Raw genomic sequence first — 22,725 nt, 5'->3', positions numbered from 1 at the left:
ATATTTTGTAGTATTGCTTTGGTTGTTTATATATGAAACCTTTATAGGACTCATTTTAATGTAATATGTTGATTGTGTGGTTGTTTGTTGCATGAGGGACTATGCGCAATTATAAAATGGATGAATTTCTTTTATCTCTTCTATGTTTTCTTGAATTTTGATTTTTTTTCAATGGCTTTTGTTTTCCATTTCAGTTTTATTAATGGATTGTTGGGGGCAAGCCGTATTTCTTTCTTTCGTGTAGTAGGATATGGATAAGCATGTACGAAGATTATATTTTTATTCATCTTATATAATTACATTTATATAAGATGAATAGTGTCTGTATTTCTTGAATATGTTAATTTATTAACTTTTTCAAGAATGCCAGTATATGAATTATGTGTAACTAATTATTTAATAATATGTGTTTCTGTATTATTTACATTATTCTTTGCCGATGTTTTTTAATTAGTCTCGTATTCGGTGGACGTTTTTATCGATTTCTTTCTATTCTTTATTTGCAAAGCGGTGATTAAGATTTTAATGGCAGATAGAGACTGCTGTTTTCTCCATTGAGGCGGATAAGAAGTTGTGCCACCATAAAAACCAAATACAGCTCCTATTCCGGATATAAGATGGGTGTGAAGGAGATGCCGGTTAGTGGCAATCCATTTTTCTTGTTTGGATACTGACATCCCGATAAATAGTACATCAGGTTTAAATTCGTTTATAGCTGTTATCATTTTATTTGTTTCTTCTTTAGAGAAACTGTCACGATAAGGAGGGCTATATGTTTTTACTCGGATATTTGGATATTCTGTGAGAATACGTTCGGTAATAAGAGTAAGAGTCCGGTCAGAAGCTCCAAGATAGAATACTGATCCTGCTACTTTATCAAGGTGTTGAAGTATAGACAGATGTAGGTCATCACGCGATACATTGTGAATCTGCTTTCCTGTGAGCCAACGGGCAGCAAGCGTTATGCCTGCTCCGTTTGGAACTAATATATCACTTTGGAGGAGTGCTTGCTTGAGTTCTTTATCCTCATTGGCCATGAGCCAGATATGTGAGTCTATGGCATGTATCACCATTTGCTGGTCGGGGATAGAGTCAAACTGGTAGTTATTGGTGATTATGAAGTCTCCCATTGGGATTGATTCGGTTTGTTTTAATAGTTTCTTATTTAAGCTTTGAGCTCTTCTTTTTTTCCGTTTGTTGAGGTATACGTTACATAAAATACCCGCTATAAGATCAATGGCCAATATCAGATTGATATTGAGTAACTCATGTAAAAGGATATTGCACGCTGTAATGAAGAGCGTAGTTATGGTGAGGGTCAAAGTGATTTTGCGGTGACTAAATCCCAGGTCGAGCAATTTGTGATGGATATGATTGCGATCCGGATGGAAAAGTGATTTTCCCTGGCTGGCTCGCGTATACATAACCCGAGCTGTATCAAACAGTGGAATAAACAAGACCGACCATGCTATAATAATAGATGGTATGCCTGTTGAAATTGCTTCGGAAGAATTCCTCATGCTATAATACACTGCAAGAAAGGCAAGTATGTAACCCAGGGTGAGCGATCCTGTATCGCCCATGAATAGTTTTCTTCGGGCTATGATATTATAATATAAAAATGGAATGAGTGTACCGACTACAGAGAAAGTAAGAATAGGCATTGTGTAATTGCCTGCAATAATGAAACCGATGCCGAGAATGGCTGTAGCTGAGATACTGAGACTCGCTGCAAGTCCGTCTACTCCGTCAATAAGATTAATAGAATTAATGATATATACAATCAGCAGAGCTGTGAAGGGTATTCCGATATAGGGTGATAATTCGTATATGCCAAAAAGCCCATATAGGTTATTGATGTAAGTTCCGGATGCTATCAGTAAAAGGGCAGATAAGGTCTGAATAATGAATTTATGTGAATAGCGTGCGCCAATCAAGTCGTCTTTGACTCCCATCAATACCAAAGGAAGAATGCCGCATATCATAAAAGAAAGGTGAATGAAGGACTCGGAAGAATGACTGATACTAGATGTTCCCAACCATATAGCCTGTAGCCCTGCTATGGGCAGAAAGCTAAGAAGAATAACAGGACAGAAAGTGATACCGGCCAATCTAGGGATAGGGTTGACGTGGGATTTACGCTTGTCAGGCATATCATATAGACGTTTTCTCCTGGAGATGAGAAGAACGCGTGGTAGCGTGATAAATTCTATAAAGATGGCTACAACAAGTGCTGCAATACAGCATACGATTACACTAAATATAGGATTAATTAAAATATTCATTGTCTGTTTAATATTTGTTCCATTACTTATTAGGTAAGGGAATCTCAAATATCAAAAAGTTCAAAGAAAGTCGTTTTAGTGTTAATATAGTCTAACGAAAAAGGCGGTTTAGAAAGGAAAAACTGTCTGTTTTATTGAATTCTGTTTGATGTAACATTTGTAATTACATCAAACAGAATTTTCATATCAAATCTTCGTTTATTGAACAATAGGTTTAAACTGGTGTATTTATTATGTTAAATTGGTTTTTTTTGAAAAAAAGATCAAGCTTTATTGTGTTAGATAGAAATTTTATCCCTAATTTTGCAGCGACAAGAAAAAATAATAGTCGTTCTCTTACCTAATAAGTAAGGGAACTCTTTTTGAGTATCATTTTTTTCTTAGAAGTCACTGCTGAGATAATTTTTTTGTTTGCTTCACTCATCGTTTTGTTATCCAGCGATTCCAGATATACATATGTTACTTTTTCCGATGAATGTCCCATTCCTGTACTGATGATTGAGACAGGAATTCCTTTTTCCCTTGCTGTACTTGCCCAGGTGTGCCTTGCTACGTATGAAGTAAGGTGTGGCGTTATCTGTATCATTTCCGATATCTGATGTAAATGCTTGTTATACAGCCGCAATGCGCTTTTGTATTGCTTGTATCCTTGTTCTCCTACAGCATTTAGTATCGGTAGCAAGTAAGCAGAGCTTTTGCATTCACGTGCATAGCGTTTAATGATCTTGTGCGCACAATTTTCAACGGTAATATACAGCTGTTGCCGGGTTTTATGGCGGCGGTAAACCAGTATGTTTCCATTGACATTACTTTTACGCAGATATGCCAAGTCTACGAATGGGATTCCCTGTAAGTAGAAACTTAGCAGAAACAGGTCACGACTAAATTCCAGCTGCGGGTATCGACTAAAATCTGCTTCCCGTAATTGGTTGATTATAATCGGTTTGATAGCCCGTTTGGCGGTCGTATCGCAACCTACAAAAACATTCTCAAAGATGTCTTTGGTGTTTATTGTAGCTACTCCGGCAGCCACTGCCTGATTAAAGATAGAGCGCAACATGCGCATGTACAAAGAGATCGTGTTTTCATACAACCCCTTCAGAAAGAGATGCTGCTCAAACCCTTTAATAAGTTGAGGAGTAATCTCGTCAAAACGGGTAGATGGAGTACCTGTAAACAATTGTAAACTGTGCAGCGTACTTAGATAACTATCTGCGGTACTATACCTTCCAGACAGTTTTGCTTTTTCAATCAATGATTTTGTGAAGATTTGTATTTCCATTTCTATGCTTCCTTTTAGGTTTGTTCAATAAACAAAGAATAAGATCGAAATGATTTTGGTTGTTTAGATAATGAGTTGGTAAAGATAGGATAAAGATATGGTAAAAAAAAGAGCGATTTGCATATTTTTTGCTATGATTTTATTTTGAATACCTGGAAAATAGAGAAATAAAAGAATCTCTAACGAGGATGATATATTATAATATTTACTGTTTTTTCGCGGTGTATTAATCATTTTAATCGAGAAAATTATGGTAATAGCTTATTTGAGAGTAAGTACAGAAAAACAGTTTTTAGCCAATCAGAAAGAAGAGATTTTAAGATTCGCAGAGAAGAATGGGTTGGCTATTGATAAATGGTACACCGAGACGGTGAGTGGAAGTGTAAGTACGAAAGAGCGAAAACTGGCGCCGTTGTTGCGACAGATGAAGCCGGGAGATACGCTGATTGTTACAGAGATTTCAAGATTAAGCAGGACACTATTGGAGATTATGACTATTTTAAATTCATGCATTAAGAAGCAGGTAGTGTTGTATAGCACTAAAGAGGGGTATGTCTTTCAGAATGATATAAACAGTAAAGTATTAGGGTTTGCATTTGGTTTGATGGCAGAAATAGAGCGTAATCTTATTTCCATGCGTACAAAAGAGGCTTTGGCAAGGCGTAAGCAGGAAGGAGTTGCATTAGGGAGGAGAAAAGGAGATAATCCTAAATTGCAATTATTGCATGATAACAGAAAATATATTTTAAAACAAGCGCGGGGTGGAGCCAAACACGCGAAATTAGCGCGTGAGTTTGGTGTGTCCAGAACGACCATGTTTCGGTTTCTGAAAGCGGAAGGAATGACGGCAAACGCTTGACGAACTTAAAAAATGTGAATTGAGAATTTGGATGTGCTTGACATCTCTTGATAAATCTCAATTCACAAATTTTGAATTTAACAGTTTGTTTTATAGGGGTTTAATTGTTTACTCTTTTATGGAGATTCTTAAGTTCAAATGCAAGCATGAATCTGAAAAGACCGATGATGAGGAAGGTGAACGAAATCATATATACAGCGTATAATGCACCTACTGCCGGTTGCCACAGAATGAGTAAAGAGCATAAAATAGCTAAAATCCCGAATGCCATATACCAGCCCCAATCACGGGTTCCATAACGTTTCAGATCCATGGAGTAGCCTGTGGCAGAAAAACCTCGGAACATAAGCCAGAAAGCGATAAGGAAAGGTATAACTTCCATGCTTACCATTGGGTAAGCTACAAGATAGATACCGATGATGAGATCAATAATGCCTCCGGCGAGATACCAACCCCAACTTGATACGTGTTTATTACTTATAGCAAAAAGAATTTCCAGAATACCACTGACTAACATGGAGATGCTGAAGATGATGCTTAGAGCTACATAACTGCTTAACGGAGCAAACATAAGGCATAACGCTACGCCGATATACAAAATACCTAAAATAAGAGACATCCACCAATTTTTCACTGAATGTTGAATCTCATCGAATACTGTTTTCATACGAATGTGATTTTATTAATTGATACTATAAGTTTGTTAGGGGAGTAACAAATAGAGAGAAAAAAGGTTTGGAATGGCAACTTGATATACAAATCAGTTGATAAGTAAGGTATCCATTATCACAAATTTACGCAAAGAATATCGTCTCTCAAGTACAGCAAGCTATCTCGTTTGCGATAATCTGCGATCATTTGCGTTTTAATAAAAGACTGTCATAGTATGAATTAAATTTGAAGTACTACTTATAGGGCCTGATGTGTTATTCTGTTATTTCTTTGTGAACCTATTGCAAAGTTTAATTGTTCTATACACAAAAGAGCGAAACTTAAGACTCTTTTTTAAAATACTAAATAACTAATAATAATATATCTTATGGCAACAACAAATTTCAAAGGACAACCGGTAAAGCTGATCGGTGAATTTATACAGGTTGGAAAAGTAGCTCCTGATTTCGAACTTGTAAAAACAGATTTATCTTCTTTTTCTCTGAAAGATCTCAAAGGGAAAAATGTGATTCTTAATATTTTCCCAAGTCTGGATACAAGTGTTTGTGCAACCTCTGTACGTAAATTTAATAAAATGGCAGCTGGTTTGAAAGATACAATCGTATTGGCTATCTCCAAAGATCTTCCTTTTGCTCATGCGCGCTTCTGTACTACTGAAGGTATTGAGAATGTAATTCCATTGTCGGATTTCCGCTATTCGGATTTTGATGAGAGTTATGGTGTACGTATGGCAGATGGTCCGCTTGCCGGCTTGTTGGCGCGTTCGGTGGTGGTGATTGGTAAAGATGGTAAGATTGCTTATACAGAGTTAGTACCGGAAGTTACGCAAGAACCTGATTATGATAAAGCACTGGCTGCTGTGAAAGAATAAATTATTAAAGAGAGAGAGCCTGTGCCTTTTAAAGGCACAGGTATTAAAGATTTTGACCTAATAGGGACTGGTTTATAGATATGGTAATATCGCCATCTCTTCAGTTCTTGTTAGGTTGTGTTTTTTTCAGAAATAAATAAAACCTAAACAGAATGAATAGAATGCAATTAATGTCTGTCGCCTTTTTATTTATGGGCGTAGGAACGCTGTCGGCTCAAACAGAGCCTACAAAAGAAGCTTCTCCCTGGACAAGGGAAGGATATGCCGGGTTGAAATTGACCCAGGTAAGTTTAACAAACTGGGCTGCCGGTGGCGACAACTCTGTTGCCTTTGATTTGCAAGGTGCTTATCAGGCTAACTATAAAAAAGGAAAACATCTTTGGAACAATCGTCTCGAATTGGCTTATGGATTAAATAAAACGGGTGAAGACGGTGTAAGGAAAGCGAATGATAAAATCTATCTGAATTCTAATTACGGATATTCTATAGCGAAGAGCTGGTATGCCAGTGCTTTTGCTACTTTTCAGACGCAATTTTCTCCCGGATATGATTATAAGGTAAACAAAGATATCTCTGTTTCAGAGTTTATGTCTCCTGCCTATCTGACCACCGGACTTGGTTTTACTTACGAACCCAATAAGATCTTTACGGTAGTACTGTCTCCGGCTTCCTGGCGTGGTACGTTCGTGCTCAATGATCGTTTATCTGACGAAGGAGCTTACGGTGTAGATCCGGGCAAGCATTTATTGTCGAGCTTCGGAGCAAATCTGAAAGGAGAGGTACGATATGAGTTTATGAAGAATATGACAGTCTATTCCCGTCTGGATCTCTATTCTGATTATCTGGATAAACCGCAGAATGTGGATGTGAATTGGGAGGTGCAGATAAATATGGCAATTAATAAATGGTTCTCAACTACATTAACTACCAATCTGATGTATGATGACGATGTGAAAATAGCCCAGAAAGACGGAACAAAGGGACCACGGGTGCAGTTTAAGGAAATATTAGGAGTGGGATTGCAATTTAATTTCTGAGTTTAGTTTCACCACAGAGGACACAGAGATACTGAATAATTATCTAATTGACTTTAAATAATTAAAACTCTGTGTGACTCTGTGTCCTCTGTGGTGAAATAAACTCAAAACAATACGAAGTCCTTATTTCTTCTTCAGTGCTTTGTAAACCAGGAAACCTACAATAAATACTCCTACAGCGATGAAAAAGTAACCCAGTTCGTGACTGTATTCACCAACGCGTGCTAACAATTGCTCTTCGCTTTCGATACCCGGAACGGAAGCCAGATGGTATCCGATAGCTGCCAGTATACCATTCCATAAGCCAGCTCCAAGAGTGGTGTATAACAGGAAGGTGGAAAGTTTCATACGGGCAAGACCGGCAGGGATAGAGATTAACTGACGTACAGCAGGGATTAGACGGCCTATAAAAGTAGACAATGCGCCGTGCTTATCGAAGTATTCTTCTGCATGTTGCACTTTAGCTTCGTCGATGAGGCACATGTGCCCAAAACGACTGTTGGCAAACTTATAAATGATAGGGCGTCCTAACCAGTAAGCTAAGTAATAGTTGATGATTGCTCCGATATTTGCCCCGATTGTGGCAAACAATACTACCAGATACACATTCATTTCATCATTTACAGCTGCTTTGTAAGCCGCAGGAGGTACAACTACCTCAGACGGAAAGGGTATAAACGAACTCTCGATGGCCATTAACAGGGTAATAGTCCAGTAGTTAAGGTGATCGAGACACCATTGAATGAAGGCTACAGATTCCATTTGCTTAAATTCTGAATGCTAAGTTTATAATTTTAATTATTTTGATTTAGTAGTTAGAATTTAGTAGTCAGTAGATAGAATCGATACACGTGATAATTCTTATGCCGAATGGCTTCCAACTACTATCTACTAACTTCTAATTATTTTCTTCCTCAGTCTCTCCGTCATTTACATCATCAAGTTCATTCATGAATGTTTCCAGATTCTGCAAAATATCTTTGTCGGTATTTTGTGACAACATTTCCTGAATCATCTCTATGTTAAGCGGAGTTTCTGACATTTGATTGTATTTCTGAAATCCCTTGTGATCTCTAAGAATCATACAGATAGAAGCCAGACGGCCATTGATTCCCGGATAATCAGGATCTTGTTTCTTTGCTTCCTCAAAACAGAGGCGGGCATTTTCTACCATACCATAGTCCAGACTGTAGTTGCCTATCTGCACTAATGTTTCGGCTTCGGGTGCATATTGCAATGCTACGGCCCAACACTGTTTAGCTTCCTCAAACTTATCTTCTTCCAGATAAAGCCGTCCTTCTTGCAGATAGATTTCCACACTCTCGGGTAATTGTTTTTTAGCCTTTTCGCAGAGTTGGTGGGCTTCTTCGTATCTGCCTAATTTCGAAAGGCAGAAAATTTCATTGCTGTATATATCCGAAAGGATGGGAGAGTTATCGTCTCCGATAATTTCCATTGCCTGTTCATAACTTCTGTAAGCCAGTTCCCATTTCTCCTGATTGGCGTATGCCAGCCCGATAAACATATGGGCAAAGTCGGGAGGCAGACTTTTGCTCTGCAAGGCCAGTTGATATTCCTGAATAGCTTCGGTCTCATTCTCCAAATGAAAGAGGCTGTGTGCTCTAATGATGTGTGCCTCTCCGAATTTATCATCGGCAGCAAGGGCAAAGTCGCAGGCCTCGACAGCTTTGTCAAATTCCTGCTGGCTGAAATGGCATTTGGCAAGCCCCGTCCAGTAAGAAGGATTGTACGGATTCTTGTCAATCAGCTTGTTGTAGAAACTGATTGCCTTCGTATTACGCTCTCCACTACGATAGCAATCGGCCATGGCTGCAAGGAATTCTTCGTTTTCCTTATATTCTTCCAGTCCGAGTGTAAGCCATGGTAATGCCTTCTCCGGATATCCCATGTCCATATAAAGATATGCTACATCGATGATTGTTTCCAGTGATTTTTCTTCTTCGATGGAGTTGAGCAGGGTTTCTGCTTCGTCCAGTTTGCCTTCGTTCAATAGGATTTCGGCTTTTAGCAGTTTGACCTCCGGATCATAATCTTCTGCGATGCTGCCAACTACGGCTATGGCCTTTTGAAGTTGCATCGTATCCAGATACAGATAAGCTTGCTCTATCAGGAGGTCTGTGTGTCCCGGATGGAGTTCAAGACCGTAGCTGATCACTTCTTGTGCTTCGTCAAAACGGCGGTCCGTGGCATATTTGTCTGCAATGTCTGCAAGTTGGTCTCCGTCCAGGTAAAGCTGTCTGTTTTCAGCTTTCGCTGTTTCGTAACTTGCGATGAGTTCATTCAATTCTTGTTCTTTATCTGTAGATGGGTTTTTTCTGGCCATTTGATTAATTAAAAATGAGAATTAAAAATTAAAAACGAAATTGGAGGAAGAAAGAAACGGACTGTACTTTTGTGTATGTGCAGTCCGCTTTTATTTTCCAACTTTTAATTTTTAATTTTGAATGTATCTTTCAACCCCACGGTACGGTTGAATATAAGTTTGTCGGGAGCCGACTCTTTGTCTATGTTGAAGTATCCTATGCGCTGGAATTGCAAGTAGGAGAGCGTAGGCAATGTAGCTACATACTTTTCTACATAGCAATTATTGAGTATTTGCAAAGAGTCAGGATTAATGATCTCTTTCATAGCCTCCAATGCTTCGCAGTTTTTGGCTTCACGGATGGCAGCCAGTTCGTCACGCGGGTTCTCTACTTTCCAAAGACGGTCATAGAGGCGTACTTCTGCAGAAAGGCAGTGTGCACAACTCAACCAGTGCAAAGTACCTTTTACTTTGCGATTGGCATCGGGCATACCACTTTTTGTATGCGGATCATATTCGCAATATACTTCAGTAATATTACCGTTTTCATCCTTCTTGCATCCGGTACACTTCACGATGTATGCATTTTTGAGGCGTACTTCCTGTCCCGGAGTCATGCGGAAATATTTCTTCGGAGCATCTTCCATAAAGTCTTCGCGTTCAATCCACAGTTCACGGCTGAATTCGATTGTATGGCTGCCTGCTTCCGGATCTTCCGGATTATTAATTGCATCCAGCTCTTCTACTTCTCCCTCGGGATAGTTGGTAATAATCAGTTTCACCGGATTCAATACCGCAGAAACACGGGTAGCACGGGCGTTGAGGTCTTCACGTACAGCACTTTCCAGCAGAGCAAATTCATTGAGAGCATCATAAGTAGTGTAGCCAATTTTGTCAACGAACTTACGGATAGACTCTGGTGAATAGCCACGACGACGGAAACCGCAGATAGTCGGCATGCGTGGATCATCCCAGCCATTTACCAGACCTTCTTTTACGAGTGTGAGCAGATTGCGTTTACTCATCAGCGTATAGCTGAGGTTTAATTTATTGAATTCGTACTGACGGGGACGATTGTCATTCAAGTCATTCCCTTCTTTCAACCAGTCGATAAAGAGATCGTATAACGGACGGTGTACGACGAATTCCAGTGTACAGAGTGAGTGAGTCACTCCTTCAAAGAAGTCACTTTGTCCGTGTGCGAAGTCATACATCGGATAGGCTTTCCAGGTAGTACCTGTACGGTGATGCGGATGTTTCACTACACGGTAGATAATCGGGTCACGAAAATGCATGTTCGGATTTGCCATGTCTATTTTAGCACGGAGTACCATAGCACCTTCTTCTATTTCGCCACTGTTCATTTTTTCAAATAAGGCAAGATTCTCCTCAATGGGGCGGTTGCGATAGGGGCTTTCAGTTCCCGGTTGAGTCGGAGTTCCTTTTTGTGCGGCAATCTGTTCGGAAGTCTGTTCGTCAATGTAGGCTTTACCTTCTTTGATAAGACGCACGGCAAAATCCCAAAGTTGCTGGAAGTAATCCGAAGCATAATATACATTTCCCCATTCAAAGCCGAGCCATTTGATATCTTCTTCGATGGCTTCTACATACTCCACATCTTCTTTGGTTGGATTGGTGTCATCAAAACGAAGATTACATACACCGCCATGACGGGCTGCGAGGCCGAAATCGAGGCAAATAGCTTTGGCATGACCTATGTGAAGATAACCATTGGGTTCAGGCGGAAAACGCGTCTGTACCTTTCCTCCGTTTTTGCCCTCTTTTAAATCATTTTCTACAATTTGCTCAATAAAGTTGAGGCTTTTTTTTTCGCTTGTCACCTCTTCGTTTCTAATATCTGTCATAGCGTTTAATGAGTTACGAGTTATGAGCTACAAAAGTATGACATTTTTTTTGCATAACCTTATTTCACCGGAATATATCCACTCTTTTTTATAATATCCTGCCCTTCCTGAGAAAGAATGAAGTCAATAAGAGGTGTTACTGCTTCTTTGTTCTCTGCATTGTAATAGTAATAAAGAGGACGTACGATGGGATAAATTTTACGAGTCGCATTTTCTACATTGGGCTGGGCGTAATGCTTGTTGTCATAAGATACTGACAACGTTTTGATACGTGGTGATACGTAGGCCAACCCGACATAGCCGATCGCTCCTTTTGTCTGGCTTACCGATTGTATGATAGCACCGGTGGCAGGCATAGAGAGACTACTGGACATATAATTCTTATTTTTAAGTACACTTTCTTTAAAGAATTCGTAGGTTCCTGAAGAGGTTTCCCGGGAGTATACAACGATCTTACGGTCTTCGCCACCCACTTGTTTCCAGTTAGTGATTTTACCCCGGAAGATATCCTCCAACTGTTGACGGGTGAGTTGCTTCACCGGGTTTGTCGGGTGTACTACCACGGCAAGGGCATCATATGCAACGATAACCTCCTCTATATTTTTTTGAGCAGCCCTGGCCTTCATCTTTTCACTAAACTTGATAGGGCGGGAAGCCATAGCAATGTCAGTGGTATTATCCATTAAGGCGGAGATGCCTACTCCGGTTCCACCACCTGTGACGGTGACACGGCTATCTGCGTTTCTATTCATAAAGCGTTCGGCAGTTTGCTGGGCAACCGGAAGAACCGTGTCACTACCTTTGATCCGTTGAGCCTGAATACCTGTGGTTATAAGAATCAGACTCAGAAATAATATGCTTTTTGCATTCATAAATTCACTTATAATTGGTATTTCACTCGCAAATTAAAAAAGAAGATGTTACATTCTTGTTATAAAACCTACAATGTTTGCTCTTGTAACATAAATGTAACACTTTTGAAACATTTCCTTCAAGCGGAATTCACACCTCCTTAATATGATACTCTTTTCTTTGCATTCAGAAATCAAACAATAGGTATGAAGAAGATTTTCGAAAAGATTGTAGAGGGAATGCTTACTTGTAGTGGCTTTGTTACAAGTATAACTATCCTGCTTATCGTACTATTCCTGTTTACTGAAGCTTTTGGATTATTTAGCAGTAAAGTGATAGAAGAAGGATATGTATTAGCTTTAAATAAAGACAATAAGGTCAGCCAGCTAAGCCCGGCTCAGATAAAAGATGTTTTTGATGAAGAGATAACGAATTGGAAAGAACTCGGTGGGGAGAATCTCCCTATCCGGGTTTTTCGTTTAGAAGATATCACACAATATTATACGGAAGAAGAGTTGGGAGATGCTTATCAGTATGCCGGGGCACGTATTATGGAACTGATTGAGAAGACTCCGGGGATTGTAGCTTTCGTCCCGCAACAGTTTATTACAACACCGGGTAAGGTACATTTTATCAAGGATAATACCATTTCCGTAAAAGATGTATTTGCCGGTGCCGAATGGTTCCCGACGGCTACTCCCGCTCCGTTGTTTGGCTTTCTGCCTCTTATTACCGGTACCCTTTGGGTGAGCCTTTTCGCTATACTTATCGCTTTGCCGTTCGGGCTTTCCGTATCTATCTATATGTCCGAAGTAGCCAATCCGAAAGTACGTGGCTGGCTGAAGCCTATCATCGAATTATTGAGTGGAATCCCGTCCGTAGTCTATGGCTTTTTCGGGTTGATAGTAATTGTGCCACTTATACAAAAAGTATTCGATTTGCCGGTAGGAGAGAGCGGGTTGGCTGGAAGTATCGTATTGGCCATCATGGCACTGCCTACTATTATTACTGTGACGGAAGATGCAATGCGCAATTGTCCGCGTGCCATGCGTGAAGCCAGTTTGGCGTTGGGAGCCTCACAATGGCAGACTATATATAAGGTCGTTATTCCTTTTTCCATCTCCGGGATCACTTCGGGAGTTGTGCTTGGTATCGGTCGTGCTATTGGTGAAACGATGGCTGTACTCATGGTGACCGGAAATGCAGCGGTAATTCCTACTACAATCCTTGAACCGTTGCGTACCATCCCGGCCACTATTGCTGCCGAACTGGGCGAAGCACCTGCCGGTGGTCCTCATTATCAGGCGCTGTTCCTGTTAGGTGTAGTATTGTTCTTTATCACATTAATTATAAACTTTAGCGTAGAGTACATCTCGTCTAAAGGCGTAAAACGAAGCAAATAACATGGAAATAGCAAGTAATAATAAGGCGAAACGTCGTTCACAAGGCATTGCTTTCGGAATTTTCCGGGCGTTAAGCTTGTGTATCGTACTGATCTTGTTTGCCATATTGGGGTTTATTATATATAAAGGTATAGGAGCTATAAATTGGGATTTTATTACTTCTGCGCCTACCAATGGTATGACGGGAGGAGGCATCTGGCCCGCTATTGTAGGTACGTTCTACCTGATGATAGGAAGTGCACTTTTTGCCTTTCCGGTAGGAGTGATGAGCGGTATCTATATGAATGAGTATGCTCCCAAAGGAAAGCTGGTTCGTTTTATTCGGGTGATGACAAATAACCTGAGTGGCATTCCATCCATTGTTTTCGGATTGTTCGGTATGGCTTTGTTTGTCAATTATCTTGGGTTCGGTGACAGCATTCTGGCCGGTTCGTTAACGTTGGGGTTGCTTTGTGTCCCTTTGGTAATTCGTACCACGGAAGAAGCGTTGAAGGCGATTCCTGATAGCTTACGCGAAGGTAGCAGAGCGTTGGGAGCAACCAAGTTGCAAACGATCTGGCATGTGATTTTACCGATGGGTATGCCCAATATCATTACCGGACTGATCCTTGCCTTAGGGCGTGTTTCCGGTGAGACGGCTCCCATCCTTTTCACGTGTGCAGCCTATTTCCTGCCGCAGTTGCCTACCAGCATTTTTGATCAGTGTATGGCATTACCTTATCACCTTTATGTGATTTCTACCAGCGGTACGAATATGGAAGCTCAATTGCCGTTGGCTTATGGCACTGCTCTGGTGTTGATCCTGATTATTCTGTTGGTAAACTTGTTGGCAAATGCCTTGAGAAAGTATTTTGAGAAAAAAGTAAAAACAAACTAAGTAAGATTTACGATTAGACAATTTACGATTTACGATTGATGTTGCAATTCGTTTCAAGTTGCATCGCATATTGAATCAAGTTGAATCGCATTTTGTAAAATCATAAATAGAAGTAATTTCAATCGTAAATTGTAAATCGTCAAATCGTAAATAAAGAATATGGAAACAATGGTAAGTGCTCGTGATGTGAATTTCTGGTATGGTAACTTTCATGCATTGAAGGGTATCAGTATGGAGATCGAAGAAAAAACGGTAGTAGCGTTTATTGGTCCTTCGGGCTGTGGTAAGTCTACCTTTCTTCGTTTATTTAACCGTATGAACGATTTGATTCCTGACACTCGCCTGACAGGAGAGATTCGAATCGATGGTGAGAATATTTATGATAAAGGCGTACAGGTCGATGAACTCCGTAAGAATGTAGGAATGGTTTTCCAGCGTCCCAATCCGTTTCCTAAAAGCATTTTTGAAAATGTGGCGTATGGTTTGCGGGTGAATGGAGTTAAAGACAATGCTTTTATTCGTCAGCGTGTCGAAGAGACATTGAAAGGAGCAGCACTTTGGGACGAAGTCAAAGACAAGCTCAAAGAGTCAGCTTATGCTCTTTCGGGCGGGCAGCAACAGCGTCTTTGCATTGCACGTGCTATGGCCGTATCTCCTTCTGTATTGCTGATGGATGAACCTGCTTCCGCCCTCGATCCTATTTCTACGGCAAAGGTAGAAGAATTGATTCATGAGTTGAAGAAGCAATATACGATTGTCATCGTGACACACAATATGCAGCAGGCTGCTCGCGTTAGTGATAAAACAGCCTTCTTCTACCTGGGAGAGATGGTAGAATATGACAATACAAAGAAAATCTTTACGAATCCGGAGAAAGAAGCAACACAGAATTACATTACCGGAAGATTCGGATAAAAAAATAATTATTCAATGTACCCATATGCTAATGTGCCGATTATCATGTGGCATGTTGCTATAATACAGTTAATTGGCACATTTTTCAAATTAGCACATTATTAAATTATTATATTATGGTGAAGTTTATAGAATCGGAGCTCATCCTACTGCATAAAGAAGTTGATGAGATGTGGACATTAGTTTATAACCAGTTGGATAGAGCTGGAGAGGCTGTATTGACACTTGATAAAGAACTTGCCCGGCAAGTGATTGTTCGTGAGCGGAGAGTGAATGCTTCCGAGTTGAAAATAGACAGCGATGTGGAGGATGTGATTGCCTTGTATAATCCTGTGGCTATCGATTTACGTTTTGTGCTTGCCATGCTTAAGATTAATACCAATCTGGAACGCTTGGGTGACTTTGCCGAAGGGATTGCCCGTTTTGTGTTGAAGTGTGAGGAGCCTGTTTTGGATGCCGAATTGTTGAAACGTCTTCGTCTGGAAGAGATGTTGGGAGAAGTGCTCTCTATGCTTGAATTGGCAAAGCGTGCTTTGAATGAAGAGAGTATTGAACTGGCTACCGCTGTTTTTTCCAAAGACAACCTGTTGGATGAAATCAATGCTGAAGCCACTACGGTTCTTGCCGGTTATATAAAAGAACATCCTGAAAGTGTACTTTCCTGCTTGAACCTCGTAAGTGTGTTCCGTAAGTTAGAGCGTTCCGGAGATCATATCACTAATATTGCCGAAGAGATAGTGTTCTTTATGGATGCGAAAGTGTTAAAACATAGTGGAAAAACGGATGAACACTATCCGGAAAAGTCATAATATGCAACTTCTTATACAAAAATTAGTAGTACTTAAAAAAAAGTTCTATATTTGTCTGCTGTAACGGGTAGGTAGTGAGGCGGCTATCTTGAAATGATAATAAATCCAAAGAAAATTCAAAAAGATGTTATAAGACATGTTTTAATATTTGGTTCATAACGAGAAAAGCGCCTATATTTGCACCGTTATCCTGAAAACAATCTTTTTACCTTAAAAAAAAACTAATACCTATTGAAAACTGAGAAATGGAGCTTTGTGAAAAGCCCCATTTTTTTATACCTATGTCCTATTAACAATTAACACAGATTATTTGTTTCCTCTACTCTAATCAGTTTCAATTTTGTATCTTTGACCCCATGATCGGAGAGGGTATCTCCAACCGTAAATCGTAAATAGTTAAATCATAAATAGTAAATATCTTTATGTTTTCCGGAATAGTAGAAGAATATGCTACTCTCGTAGCACTGGTAAAAGACCAGGAAAATATACACTTTACTTTTAAGTGTTCGTTTGTAAATGAGTTGAAAATAGACCAGAGTATTGCACACAACGGTGTATGTCTGACAGTTGTTAGCATGACCGATGATACCTATACTGTGACTGCCATGAAGGAGACGCTTGACCGTTCCAACCTTGGCTTGCTTAAAATAGGGGATAAGGTGAACGTGGAACGTAGCATGATGATGAACGGACGTCTGGACGGACATATCGTACAAGGACATGTTGATCAGACTGCTACTTGTGTGGATATCAAAGATGCAGACGGAAGCTGGTATTTCACATTCAAATATGCATTTGATACAGAGATGGCAAAGCGGGGATATATCACTGTAGACAAAGGTTCGGTAACGGTGAACGGCGTCAGCCTGACTGTATGTAACCCTACGGATGATACCTTCCAGGTAGCCATTATACCTTATACTTATGAACATACCAACTTCCATACTTTTGTGATCGGTAGTATGGTAAACATTGAATTCGATATCATCGGCAAGTATATCAGCCGAATGATAGTGTTATAACTTTATAACCTTATAATTCCATAACCCTATAACTTTTTTATGGATTTTCTGCAATTAGTTATGTCACGGCAAAGTGATCGTGCTTATGATAAGGAACGCTCTGTTGAACCGGAAAAGCTGGAACGGATACTGGAAGCTGCTCGTTTGGCACCTTCAGCTTGCAATGCACAGCCGTGGAAGTTTGTGGTGGTTACGGACAGAGAACTTTCCCGGAAAGTAGGGAAGGCTGCTGCCGGACTTGGTATGAATAAGTTTGCGAAGGACGCACCCGTACATATCCTGATAGTGGAGGAATCTGCCAATATTACTTCTCTTTTGGGAGGTAAAGTGAAAGATAAGCATTTCCCCCTGATTGATGTAGGCATTGCAGCTTCCCATATTGTTCTTGCTGCCGAAAGTGAAGGCTTGGGTTCGTGTATCCTTGGTTGGTTCGATGAAAAGGAAATTAAACAACTGACGGGTATTCCTGCTTCTAAACGACTGTTGCTGGATATTATTGTCGGCTATCCATTGAAAGAGAAGAGGAAGAAAATTCGTAAGGTGAAAGAAAAAGTGATATCTTACAATGGCTATAAGTGAAATAGCAGAGTCCTTCATTTCCCGCATACAAACTTAGTATTTTAACAGTGACTTAAAATGCATATTAATAGTGTGTTAAGTACGTACTTTTGGGGTATCAAAGTACGTACTTTTTTATTGCTTGATTTCCAGATTTTTACGGTCTGTTTTTTACTGTGAAGTCCTGAGTATTTTCAGGATGTATTTCCCCGGTGCCTCAATCCTGCTCCAGTTTGTTTTTGCCAGTATTCTCCATATTTCCGTCCCCTTCCTGCCGTAGTCCGACAATCTCAGTATCGCTTTAATCTCGGTTTTGTCTTTCACATTGTGCAGCCTCAGGCTCTCCAATAGCCCGCTGTAATTGTGTGTTTTCTCATTGAGTGCGTATTCGGGTGGGGGAGGAAGTAAAGAAATATCCTCCTCTTCCTCCTTCTCCCCGTTGGGGGGATCAGAGGGGGGAAGTTCTTTACTTTTCTCTGCTTTACTTTGCTTTACTTTACTTTGTCTGAAATTGTCTGCATTTTCGAGGTTCAACTCCATTTGAGTCGGTAACTTGTCTACATTTTCTGTAGTTGAACTACCGGTTTTGCATACATTTTTTGAGTTCGCACCCTCTGTCAGCATGTAGGGCAGTTTGGTTAAGTCTTTCTTTCTCCGGCTTGTAGCCTCCAACCATACCTTTTGTATCTCCACAGAAGTCAGTACTCCGTGTGTTTCGTAGCTTTTTTTATCGAAAAATTCTTTTTCGATGAGCAGGTTTACGATCTCCTCCACTGTCTTTTTATCGTATTCCGGTCCTAACTTCCTTGCAAAAATCATACATTGGTCTTCTCCCCAATGAATGTAATACCCGTCAGTATATATCTTGCACAGCAACATGATCACCGCATGCGGCCCTTTCACTCCATGTATCGCCGTAATCAGTTCTATCGTATCGCAGTGAAAAAATCCCGTCAGTAGCGGGAAGTAGTTTATTCCATAGTATTCTGTAGCCATAATTTTTTTGAGTAGTAAGTAGTTAGTAGCAAGTAGTAAGTAGTTGATAGTAAGTAGCCGGAATTCTTTTAGCATACCTCTGATACACTGCATAGATTCTGGCTACTGACTACTGGCTACTAACTACTGAATAGGTCTCCATTCCATAAAGTTCTCCACCAGGAACGTCCTCCATCCCTGTTGCTCCACGTCCCAGTAAACGACGGCTCCTTCCACCTTTGTTGGATCGTATGCTTTGTGAAACTCTGCTTCGTAATAGATCAGTGTCCCTTTCACAAACTTGAAATCTCCGTTCTGCTTGTGATAGGCAATCATGGCATGCCCGTACAGCATGTGGTCCAACAATCTTTCCAGTCGTTCTGCCATCCATTGTGCGGTACTCTCCGGGTAACTTTTCTCTATCACGATCCGTCTTTTCCATCTTGCTTTCATTGCTTCACTCTGTGACACCTGCCTTTTCTGCTTTTTCATAATACTGAATTTAAAATGATGAATAATTATTTTTTCAGGTTGATGCTGTATACAAAGAAAGTGCCGCATCCTGAGAAAGCGGCACTCCTACATCTTTCGCTTCAATCTGCTGCGAATGTATGCTTATTATTCTAAAACGAATTAACAAAATAGGTGTCCTGTAATTTCGCTGTCTTTACATAACCGGATTACTATTATTCCTCTTCATTCCATATTTGGGATATGTAGGTTTTTATAGTGCTATATTTTAGTTGTTTGTATTCCCCGTTGACTATATGAATGAGTGTGTTTCTTTCAAAAATAAATCGTGCTAAACTGGCTTGACATGTCTTAAAATCTTCTCCCATTGCTCCTTTTTTGCACAACAATATCATGTCTCTGATATATTCTTCGTGACAGGAAATAATACCACATATTGCTTTCTCCTTTTTTCTTCCTTTCTTTGATTGAATTTCCTGTTTATTAGTTAGTAAAGACTTTTTGTTCTTGTTTTTTTTACTCTTTTACTATTCTCTTTCTGTTGTGGTTTTTGGTTCATAATTTGCGATTTTAATTTTGTTAATGATAAAAATGTTTAAAATCGCGAAAGTAGTTAATTAATTCATTTAGTATGGATTATTTATGAGGTAAAATGATGTAAAATGCTTGTTTTGTGTGGTTATGATATTGAAAATCAATAAAATAACTGTCGAATATAAAAGTGTTTCAATAAACGTTCGTTTAATTGAACGCAAAGATATGAGGTATTTTTATATTGGCAAAATGTTTAATAAAAAAAATGATATTATATTTATCGAATTATCCTCAATGCATTGATTACTAATAATATATAGTATTAAATAAATTGATATTTTAGCTGTATGCTTTTATAAAAATCTCCTTTTATATGATGTGTAAAAAAGCGTTCAATTAAACGAACGTCTATTGAAACACTTGTTACTTTCAGTTGGCTCGTTTATAATAAGTTGTGCATCCCGCTTTGTTTTCGATAAAAACAAGTCCTTGCACATCTCATAAATCCCCTCTTTATGTTCGTTCCCTGTGATAGGGCCACTATTGAGGGCAAGTGTATAACTCATTGATAATCTCTTTTATACACGCTTGACCGGAAGGAGTTTTCACTACCCCGGTGTCCCTAAAGAATATCCAATTGTGAACAAATCCACCGACATACACTGGTATCCTCTTCGCGTCACTTACAGCCGCGAGCTTCTCCTGAAAGAGATTTTAGATGCCGAAAATATTGAGAACTTCATCCCGATGCACTACGAGTACATCCGGAAAGGGGAGCGTAAAGTACGTAAATTGGTCCCCGTGGTACATAACCTTATCTTCGTCCGTTCCTCTTTGGAGTGTATCGAACGTATCCGTCAGTCCATTGCCCTTTCTTTGGCTGTTCGTTATATCTTCAATCAGGAGCTTCGTCGTCCGATCACCATCCCGGATTCCCAGATGCGTAGCTTCATAGCCGTTTCGGGCAATTACGAAGAACAGATCGTTTACCTCGACCCCATCGCCACCGCCTTACAGAAAGGTGACCGTGTCCGTGTCACCGGTGGCATCTTCGAGGGTGTGGAAGGAGTCATCATCCGTGTCAAGGGAGACCGCCGCGTGTCGGTTTGTATTCAGGGAGTCATGGCAGTAGCCACCGCCTACATCCATCCCTCCTTGATAGAACGTATTCCCGATTCTGATTAATAGTAAATTGTAAACTGATAACTACATCATTTTTCAATCGTAAATTGTAAATCGTCAAATTGTAAATCTCTCCATGTTTCTACAATCCCAAATCAATGCCTTGTGCCATATCACGCACGAGCTTCTCAACTTAGGTTTCGATGGTAGCCCCATTTATTCCGACCGTTTCTGTGAACTCAATCTCGAGGTATACCGTCAGTCCGAAGATCTCTACATCCGTCGTAGTTCCGGTGTTGAAGAAGAAGCCCGGCTCTGTTATACCCTTCTGAGTGGTTTCCATGCCACCATTTACGACAATGGCAATAAAAATAAAAAGATCCAGGCGCTTCTTGACCGTAGCTGGAAGGTACTTGATAAACTCCCTGCTTCACTATTGAAGTGTCAGCTTTTAGTAGCTTGTTACGCAGAAACTTTTGATGATGAGTTGGCGAAAGAAGCTCATACAATAATCAATGGTTGGGAAGGTCGTGATTTGACTTTGGCAGAACGGGAGGTTTTTGACTATTTGGAGAGTCTGGAGGCTAATCCGTATCCAAACTGGGAAGAGGTGGAATAAGCTCCTTTATGTAATTCTGAATTAACGATATTTGGACAAGGTGTATAGAAACTAATACTGGTATGTCTATTATACTATTGTTCAGTAAATTATTAATCTGAATTAAGTAAAAAATGATTAATTTTCAGCTGAGGAAAATATTGTTAAATAATAAGAAGGTTTTAGAAAATCTATCGTATATTTCAATATTGCAATTATTCTCTATCTTTTTACCTTTGATTTCTTATCCATATTTGATAAGAGTTTTAGGGTTAGAACTTAATGGGATGATAGTATTTGCTTATTCAATTGTCTCTTATTTGAATTTATTTATTAGTTTTGGTTTCAATTCTTCCACTACAAGAAATATCGCATCTTTAGAAAGTGATAAATGTATTTCAAATATCGTTTTTTCTACCTATTTATGTAAGTTTATACTGTTTTCGTTCTCGGTTTGTTTGTTTCTTTTGGTGATTTCATTTTCACACATACAAATTGAATTTCGTTATATATTATATTCGTCTCTTGGATTATCAATCGGTGAACTATTATTGCCAATTTGGTATTTTCAAGGAGTTGAAAAAATGAAATACTTAACAATTATAAATGTTGGTAGCAGGATTGTTTTTACTGTTTTTATTTTTGTTTTTGTTAAACAAAAGGAAGATTATATTTTAGTTCCCCTATTTAATTCATTAGGTGCTATCTTGGGTGGTGTATATGCTCTTTATGTATTGTTGGCGAAAGAGCGTATAAGGTTTTCAGGGATAAATATATGTTCTATTAAAATGAATTTTCGAGATAGTGCTCCAATGTTTATATCAAGTTTATCTTCTCTTATTTATCTGAATGTAAATAAATTAATCGTAGGTTCTTTTTTAGGGATGTCAGAAGTCTCAATATATGATATAGGAGAAAAAGTAATGAATCTTTTGAAGATTCCTACAATTGTTATTTGTCAATCTGTTTATCCTAAAATGTCACGTGAACTTAATATTAGATACATGAATAGAGTTATGTTAACTTCTTTTTTTTTCATGTTGATTTTGTACATGATAGTGTGTATCTATGCAAAACAAATAATAGAGTTTTTTTTAGGAGAATATAATTCCACTGGTGTAATTTTAATTTGTATTTTATCTTTTTCTTCAGTTTTATTGACTTTGAATTCAATGTTGGGGGGGAATAGATTGATCCCATTTGGTTATGCCAGACAGCTTATGAAAATTATGATTATTAATTTACTTTTCTATATTTCATTGCTGAGTATTATTATTTTGTCCGATAAAATAAATATGTTTAATTTAGCTATTTGTACAGTTTTTATAGAACTTATTTGTGTTATAATGTTGATGTTGAAAAATAAAAAATTGAAAATATTAAGATGATACTGAT

22 protein-coding genes are annotated in these 22,725 nt (G+C 39.2%); 12 read left to right on the top strand and 10 right to left on the bottom strand.

What is annotated here, in order from left to right; all coding sequences use genetic code 11:
* Positions 1–140: 140 nt before the first annotated feature.
* The 3 genes from ACESQI_RS23230 to ACESQI_RS23220 all read right to left on the bottom strand — a co-directional run bounded on the left by ACESQI_RS23230 (position 141) and on the right by ACESQI_RS23220 (position 3,567).
* Positions 141–287, bottom strand: coding sequence for a hypothetical protein (locus ACESQI_RS23230; protein ID WP_373127313.1), 147 nt, complete (start codon positions 285–287; stop codon positions 141–143).
* Between the two features lie 159 nt (positions 288–446).
* Positions 447–2,285: a WecB/TagA/CpsF family glycosyltransferase gene (locus ACESQI_RS23225; RefSeq protein WP_373127311.1), complete on the bottom strand. Its 1,839-nt coding sequence runs from the start codon at positions 2,283–2,285 to the stop codon at positions 447–449.
* A gap of 340 nt (positions 2,286–2,625) precedes the next feature.
* Positions 2,626–3,567: a site-specific integrase gene (locus tag ACESQI_RS23220; protein ID WP_007486821.1), complete on the bottom strand. Its 942-nt coding sequence runs from the start codon at positions 3,565–3,567 to the stop codon at positions 2,626–2,628.
* A 250-nt stretch (positions 3,568–3,817) separates the two neighbouring features.
* On the opposite strand from ACESQI_RS23220, the gene ACESQI_RS23215 reads away from it, so the two are divergent.
* On the top strand, positions 3,818–4,426 hold the full coding sequence (locus tag ACESQI_RS23215; RefSeq protein WP_007486823.1) for a master DNA invertase Mpi family serine-type recombinase: 609 nt from the start codon (positions 3,818–3,820) through the stop codon (positions 4,424–4,426).
* Positions 4,427–4,526: 100 nt separating this feature from the next.
* On the opposite strand, the gene ACESQI_RS23210 is transcribed toward ACESQI_RS23215, so the two are convergent.
* Positions 4,527–5,093 (bottom strand): HdeD family acid-resistance protein, encoded by a 567-nt coding sequence (locus ACESQI_RS23210; protein ID WP_002561551.1) that lies wholly within the window; start codon positions 5,091–5,093, stop codon positions 4,527–4,529.
* A gap of 372 nt (positions 5,094–5,465) precedes the next feature.
* Between ACESQI_RS23210 and tpx the strand changes: the two genes are divergently transcribed.
* Positions 5,466–5,969 carry a thiol peroxidase gene (tpx, locus tag ACESQI_RS23205; RefSeq protein ID WP_002561552.1) on the top strand — a complete coding sequence of 168 codons (504 nt, stop codon included), beginning with the start codon at positions 5,466–5,468 and terminating at the stop codon, positions 5,967–5,969.
* A gap of 152 nt (positions 5,970–6,121) precedes the next feature.
* Positions 6,122–7,006 (top strand): DUF3078 domain-containing protein, encoded by an 885-nt coding sequence (locus tag ACESQI_RS23200; protein WP_007486825.1) that lies wholly within the window; start codon positions 6,122–6,124, stop codon positions 7,004–7,006.
* A gap of 123 nt (positions 7,007–7,129) precedes the next feature.
* On the opposite strand, the gene ACESQI_RS23195 is transcribed toward ACESQI_RS23200, so the two are convergent.
* From ACESQI_RS23195 to ACESQI_RS23180, 4 genes are all read right to left on the bottom strand, one after another.
* Complete coding sequence (locus ACESQI_RS23195) at positions 7,130–7,768, bottom strand: DedA family protein (protein ID WP_002561554.1); 639 nt, start codon at positions 7,766–7,768, stop codon at positions 7,130–7,132.
* 136 nt (positions 7,769–7,904) lie between these two features.
* Positions 7,905–9,350 (bottom strand): tetratricopeptide repeat protein, encoded by a 1,446-nt coding sequence (locus ACESQI_RS23190; protein WP_002561555.1) that lies wholly within the window; start codon positions 9,348–9,350, stop codon positions 7,905–7,907.
* Positions 9,351–9,454: 104 nt separating this feature from the next.
* On the bottom strand, positions 9,455–11,194 hold the full coding sequence (locus ACESQI_RS23185; protein WP_002561556.1) for a glutamine--tRNA ligase/YqeY domain fusion protein: 1,740 nt from the start codon (positions 11,192–11,194) through the stop codon (positions 9,455–9,457).
* Between the two features lie 59 nt (positions 11,195–11,253).
* The gene (locus ACESQI_RS23180) at positions 11,254–12,066 is read right to left on the bottom strand and encodes a PstS family phosphate ABC transporter substrate-binding protein (protein ID WP_122200589.1); all 813 of its coding nucleotides are present in this window, start codon (positions 12,064–12,066) and stop codon (positions 11,254–11,256) included.
* A gap of 186 nt (positions 12,067–12,252) precedes the next feature.
* On the opposite strand from ACESQI_RS23180, the gene pstC reads away from it, so the two are divergent.
* The 6 genes from pstC to ACESQI_RS23150 all read left to right on the top strand — a co-directional run bounded on the left by pstC (position 12,253) and on the right by ACESQI_RS23150 (position 17,651).
* Positions 12,253–13,449: a phosphate ABC transporter permease subunit PstC gene (gene pstC / locus ACESQI_RS23175; protein ID WP_002561558.1), complete on the top strand. Its 1,197-nt coding sequence runs from the start codon at positions 12,253–12,255 to the stop codon at positions 13,447–13,449.
* A gap of 1 nt (position 13,450) precedes the next feature.
* Complete coding sequence (gene pstA / locus ACESQI_RS23170; protein WP_122200588.1) at positions 13,451–14,326, top strand: phosphate ABC transporter permease PstA; 876 nt, start codon at positions 13,451–13,453, stop codon at positions 14,324–14,326.
* Between the two features lie 159 nt (positions 14,327–14,485).
* A complete protein-coding gene (gene pstB, locus ACESQI_RS23165; protein ID WP_002561560.1) occupies positions 14,486–15,241 on the top strand; it encodes a phosphate ABC transporter ATP-binding protein PstB in 756 nt (251 codons plus the stop codon).
* Between the two features lie 116 nt (positions 15,242–15,357).
* Entirely contained in the window at positions 15,358–16,050 is a 693-nt protein-coding gene (gene phoU / locus ACESQI_RS23160) for a phosphate signaling complex protein PhoU (RefSeq protein WP_002561561.1), read from the top strand.
* A 422-nt stretch (positions 16,051–16,472) separates the two neighbouring features.
* Positions 16,473–17,072: a riboflavin synthase gene (locus tag ACESQI_RS23155; RefSeq protein ID WP_195351138.1), complete on the top strand. Its 600-nt coding sequence runs from the start codon at positions 16,473–16,475 to the stop codon at positions 17,070–17,072.
* 39 nt (positions 17,073–17,111) lie between these two features.
* Positions 17,112–17,651, top strand: a complete 540-nt coding sequence (locus tag ACESQI_RS23150) for a nitroreductase family protein (protein ID WP_373127306.1) — start codon at positions 17,112–17,114, stop codon at positions 17,649–17,651.
* A gap of 150 nt (positions 17,652–17,801) precedes the next feature.
* Here the strand turns inward: ACESQI_RS23150 and ACESQI_RS23145 are convergent, their stop codons facing one another.
* Together ACESQI_RS23145 and ACESQI_RS23140 are read right to left on the bottom strand one after the other, a co-directional pair.
* A complete protein-coding gene (locus ACESQI_RS23145; protein ID WP_373127304.1) occupies positions 17,802–18,626 on the bottom strand; it encodes a DUF4373 domain-containing protein in 825 nt (274 codons plus the stop codon).
* Between the two features lie 123 nt (positions 18,627–18,749).
* Positions 18,750–19,097 carry an SH3 beta-barrel fold-containing protein gene (locus ACESQI_RS23140; protein WP_007486834.1) on the bottom strand — a complete coding sequence of 116 codons (348 nt, stop codon included), beginning with the start codon at positions 19,095–19,097 and terminating at the stop codon, positions 18,750–18,752.
* Positions 19,098–20,249: 1,152 nt separating this feature from the next.
* Between ACESQI_RS23140 and ACESQI_RS23135 the strand changes: the two genes are divergently transcribed.
* The 3 genes from ACESQI_RS23135 (at position 20,250) to ACESQI_RS23125 (ending at position 22,718) form a co-directional block, all read left to right on the top strand.
* Positions 20,250–20,795, top strand: a complete 546-nt coding sequence (locus tag ACESQI_RS23135; protein WP_195351035.1) for a UpxY family transcription antiterminator — start codon at positions 20,250–20,252, stop codon at positions 20,793–20,795.
* 73 nt (positions 20,796–20,868) lie between these two features.
* Positions 20,869–21,351, top strand: a complete 483-nt coding sequence (locus ACESQI_RS23130; protein WP_196039140.1) for a UpxZ family transcription anti-terminator antagonist — start codon at positions 20,869–20,871, stop codon at positions 21,349–21,351.
* A gap of 113 nt (positions 21,352–21,464) precedes the next feature.
* A complete protein-coding gene (locus ACESQI_RS23125) occupies positions 21,465–22,718 on the top strand; it encodes an oligosaccharide flippase family protein (RefSeq protein WP_373127302.1) in 1,254 nt (417 codons plus the stop codon).
* The last annotated feature ends 7 nt before the right edge of the window (positions 22,719–22,725 follow it).

The sequence above is a fragment of the Bacteroides sp. HPS0048 genome, from assembly GCF_964240755.1.
GTDB lineage: Bacteria > Bacteroidota > Bacteroidia > Bacteroidales > Bacteroidaceae > Bacteroides > Bacteroides nordii.
This window is presented reverse-complemented; position numbering and strand designations above follow the sequence as displayed.

Excerpts from the sequence above, each read along its gene's own strand:
- ACESQI_RS23230 (WP_373127313.1), bottom strand. The coding sequence starts at position 287 with ATGAATAAAAATATAATCTTCGTACATGCTTATCCATATCCTACTACA.
- ACESQI_RS23225 (WP_373127311.1), bottom strand. The coding sequence starts at position 2,285 with ATGAATATTTTAATTAATCCTATATTTAGTGTAATCGTATGCTGTATT.
- ACESQI_RS23220 (WP_007486821.1), bottom strand. The coding sequence starts at position 3,567 with ATGGAAATACAAATCTTCACAAAATCATTGATTGAAAAAGCAAAACTG.
- ACESQI_RS23215 (WP_007486823.1), top strand. The coding sequence starts at position 3,818 with ATGGTAATAGCTTATTTGAGAGTAAGTACAGAAAAACAGTTTTTAGCC.
- ACESQI_RS23210 (WP_002561551.1), bottom strand. The coding sequence starts at position 5,093 with ATGAAAACAGTATTCGATGAGATTCAACATTCAGTGAAAAATTGGTGG.
- tpx (WP_002561552.1), top strand. The coding sequence starts at position 5,466 with ATGGCAACAACAAATTTCAAAGGACAACCGGTAAAGCTGATCGGTGAA.
- ACESQI_RS23200 (WP_007486825.1), top strand. The coding sequence starts at position 6,122 with ATGAATAGAATGCAATTAATGTCTGTCGCCTTTTTATTTATGGGCGTA.
- ACESQI_RS23195 (WP_002561554.1), bottom strand. The coding sequence starts at position 7,768 with ATGGAATCTGTAGCCTTCATTCAATGGTGTCTCGATCACCTTAACTAC.
- ACESQI_RS23190 (WP_002561555.1), bottom strand. The coding sequence starts at position 9,350 with ATGGCCAGAAAAAACCCATCTACAGATAAAGAACAAGAATTGAATGAA.
- ACESQI_RS23185 (WP_002561556.1), bottom strand. The coding sequence starts at position 11,194 with ATGACAGATATTAGAAACGAAGAGGTGACAAGCGAAAAAAAAAGCCTC.
- ACESQI_RS23180 (WP_122200589.1), bottom strand. The coding sequence starts at position 12,066 with ATGAATGCAAAAAGCATATTATTTCTGAGTCTGATTCTTATAACCACA.
- pstC (WP_002561558.1), top strand. The coding sequence starts at position 12,253 with ATGAAGAAGATTTTCGAAAAGATTGTAGAGGGAATGCTTACTTGTAGT.
- pstA (WP_122200588.1), top strand. The coding sequence starts at position 13,451 with ATGGAAATAGCAAGTAATAATAAGGCGAAACGTCGTTCACAAGGCATT.
- pstB (WP_002561560.1), top strand. The coding sequence starts at position 14,486 with ATGGAAACAATGGTAAGTGCTCGTGATGTGAATTTCTGGTATGGTAAC.
- phoU (WP_002561561.1), top strand. The coding sequence starts at position 15,358 with ATGGTGAAGTTTATAGAATCGGAGCTCATCCTACTGCATAAAGAAGTT.
- ACESQI_RS23155 (WP_195351138.1), top strand. The coding sequence starts at position 16,473 with ATGTTTTCCGGAATAGTAGAAGAATATGCTACTCTCGTAGCACTGGTA.
- ACESQI_RS23150 (WP_373127306.1), top strand. The coding sequence starts at position 17,112 with ATGGATTTTCTGCAATTAGTTATGTCACGGCAAAGTGATCGTGCTTAT.
- ACESQI_RS23145 (WP_373127304.1), bottom strand. The coding sequence starts at position 18,626 with ATGGCTACAGAATACTATGGAATAAACTACTTCCCGCTACTGACGGGA.
- ACESQI_RS23140 (WP_007486834.1), bottom strand. The coding sequence starts at position 19,097 with ATGAAAAAGCAGAAAAGGCAGGTGTCACAGAGTGAAGCAATGAAAGCA.
- ACESQI_RS23130 (WP_196039140.1), top strand. The coding sequence starts at position 20,869 with ATGTTTCTACAATCCCAAATCAATGCCTTGTGCCATATCACGCACGAG.
- ACESQI_RS23125 (WP_373127302.1), top strand. The coding sequence starts at position 21,465 with ATGATTAATTTTCAGCTGAGGAAAATATTGTTAAATAATAAGAAGGTT.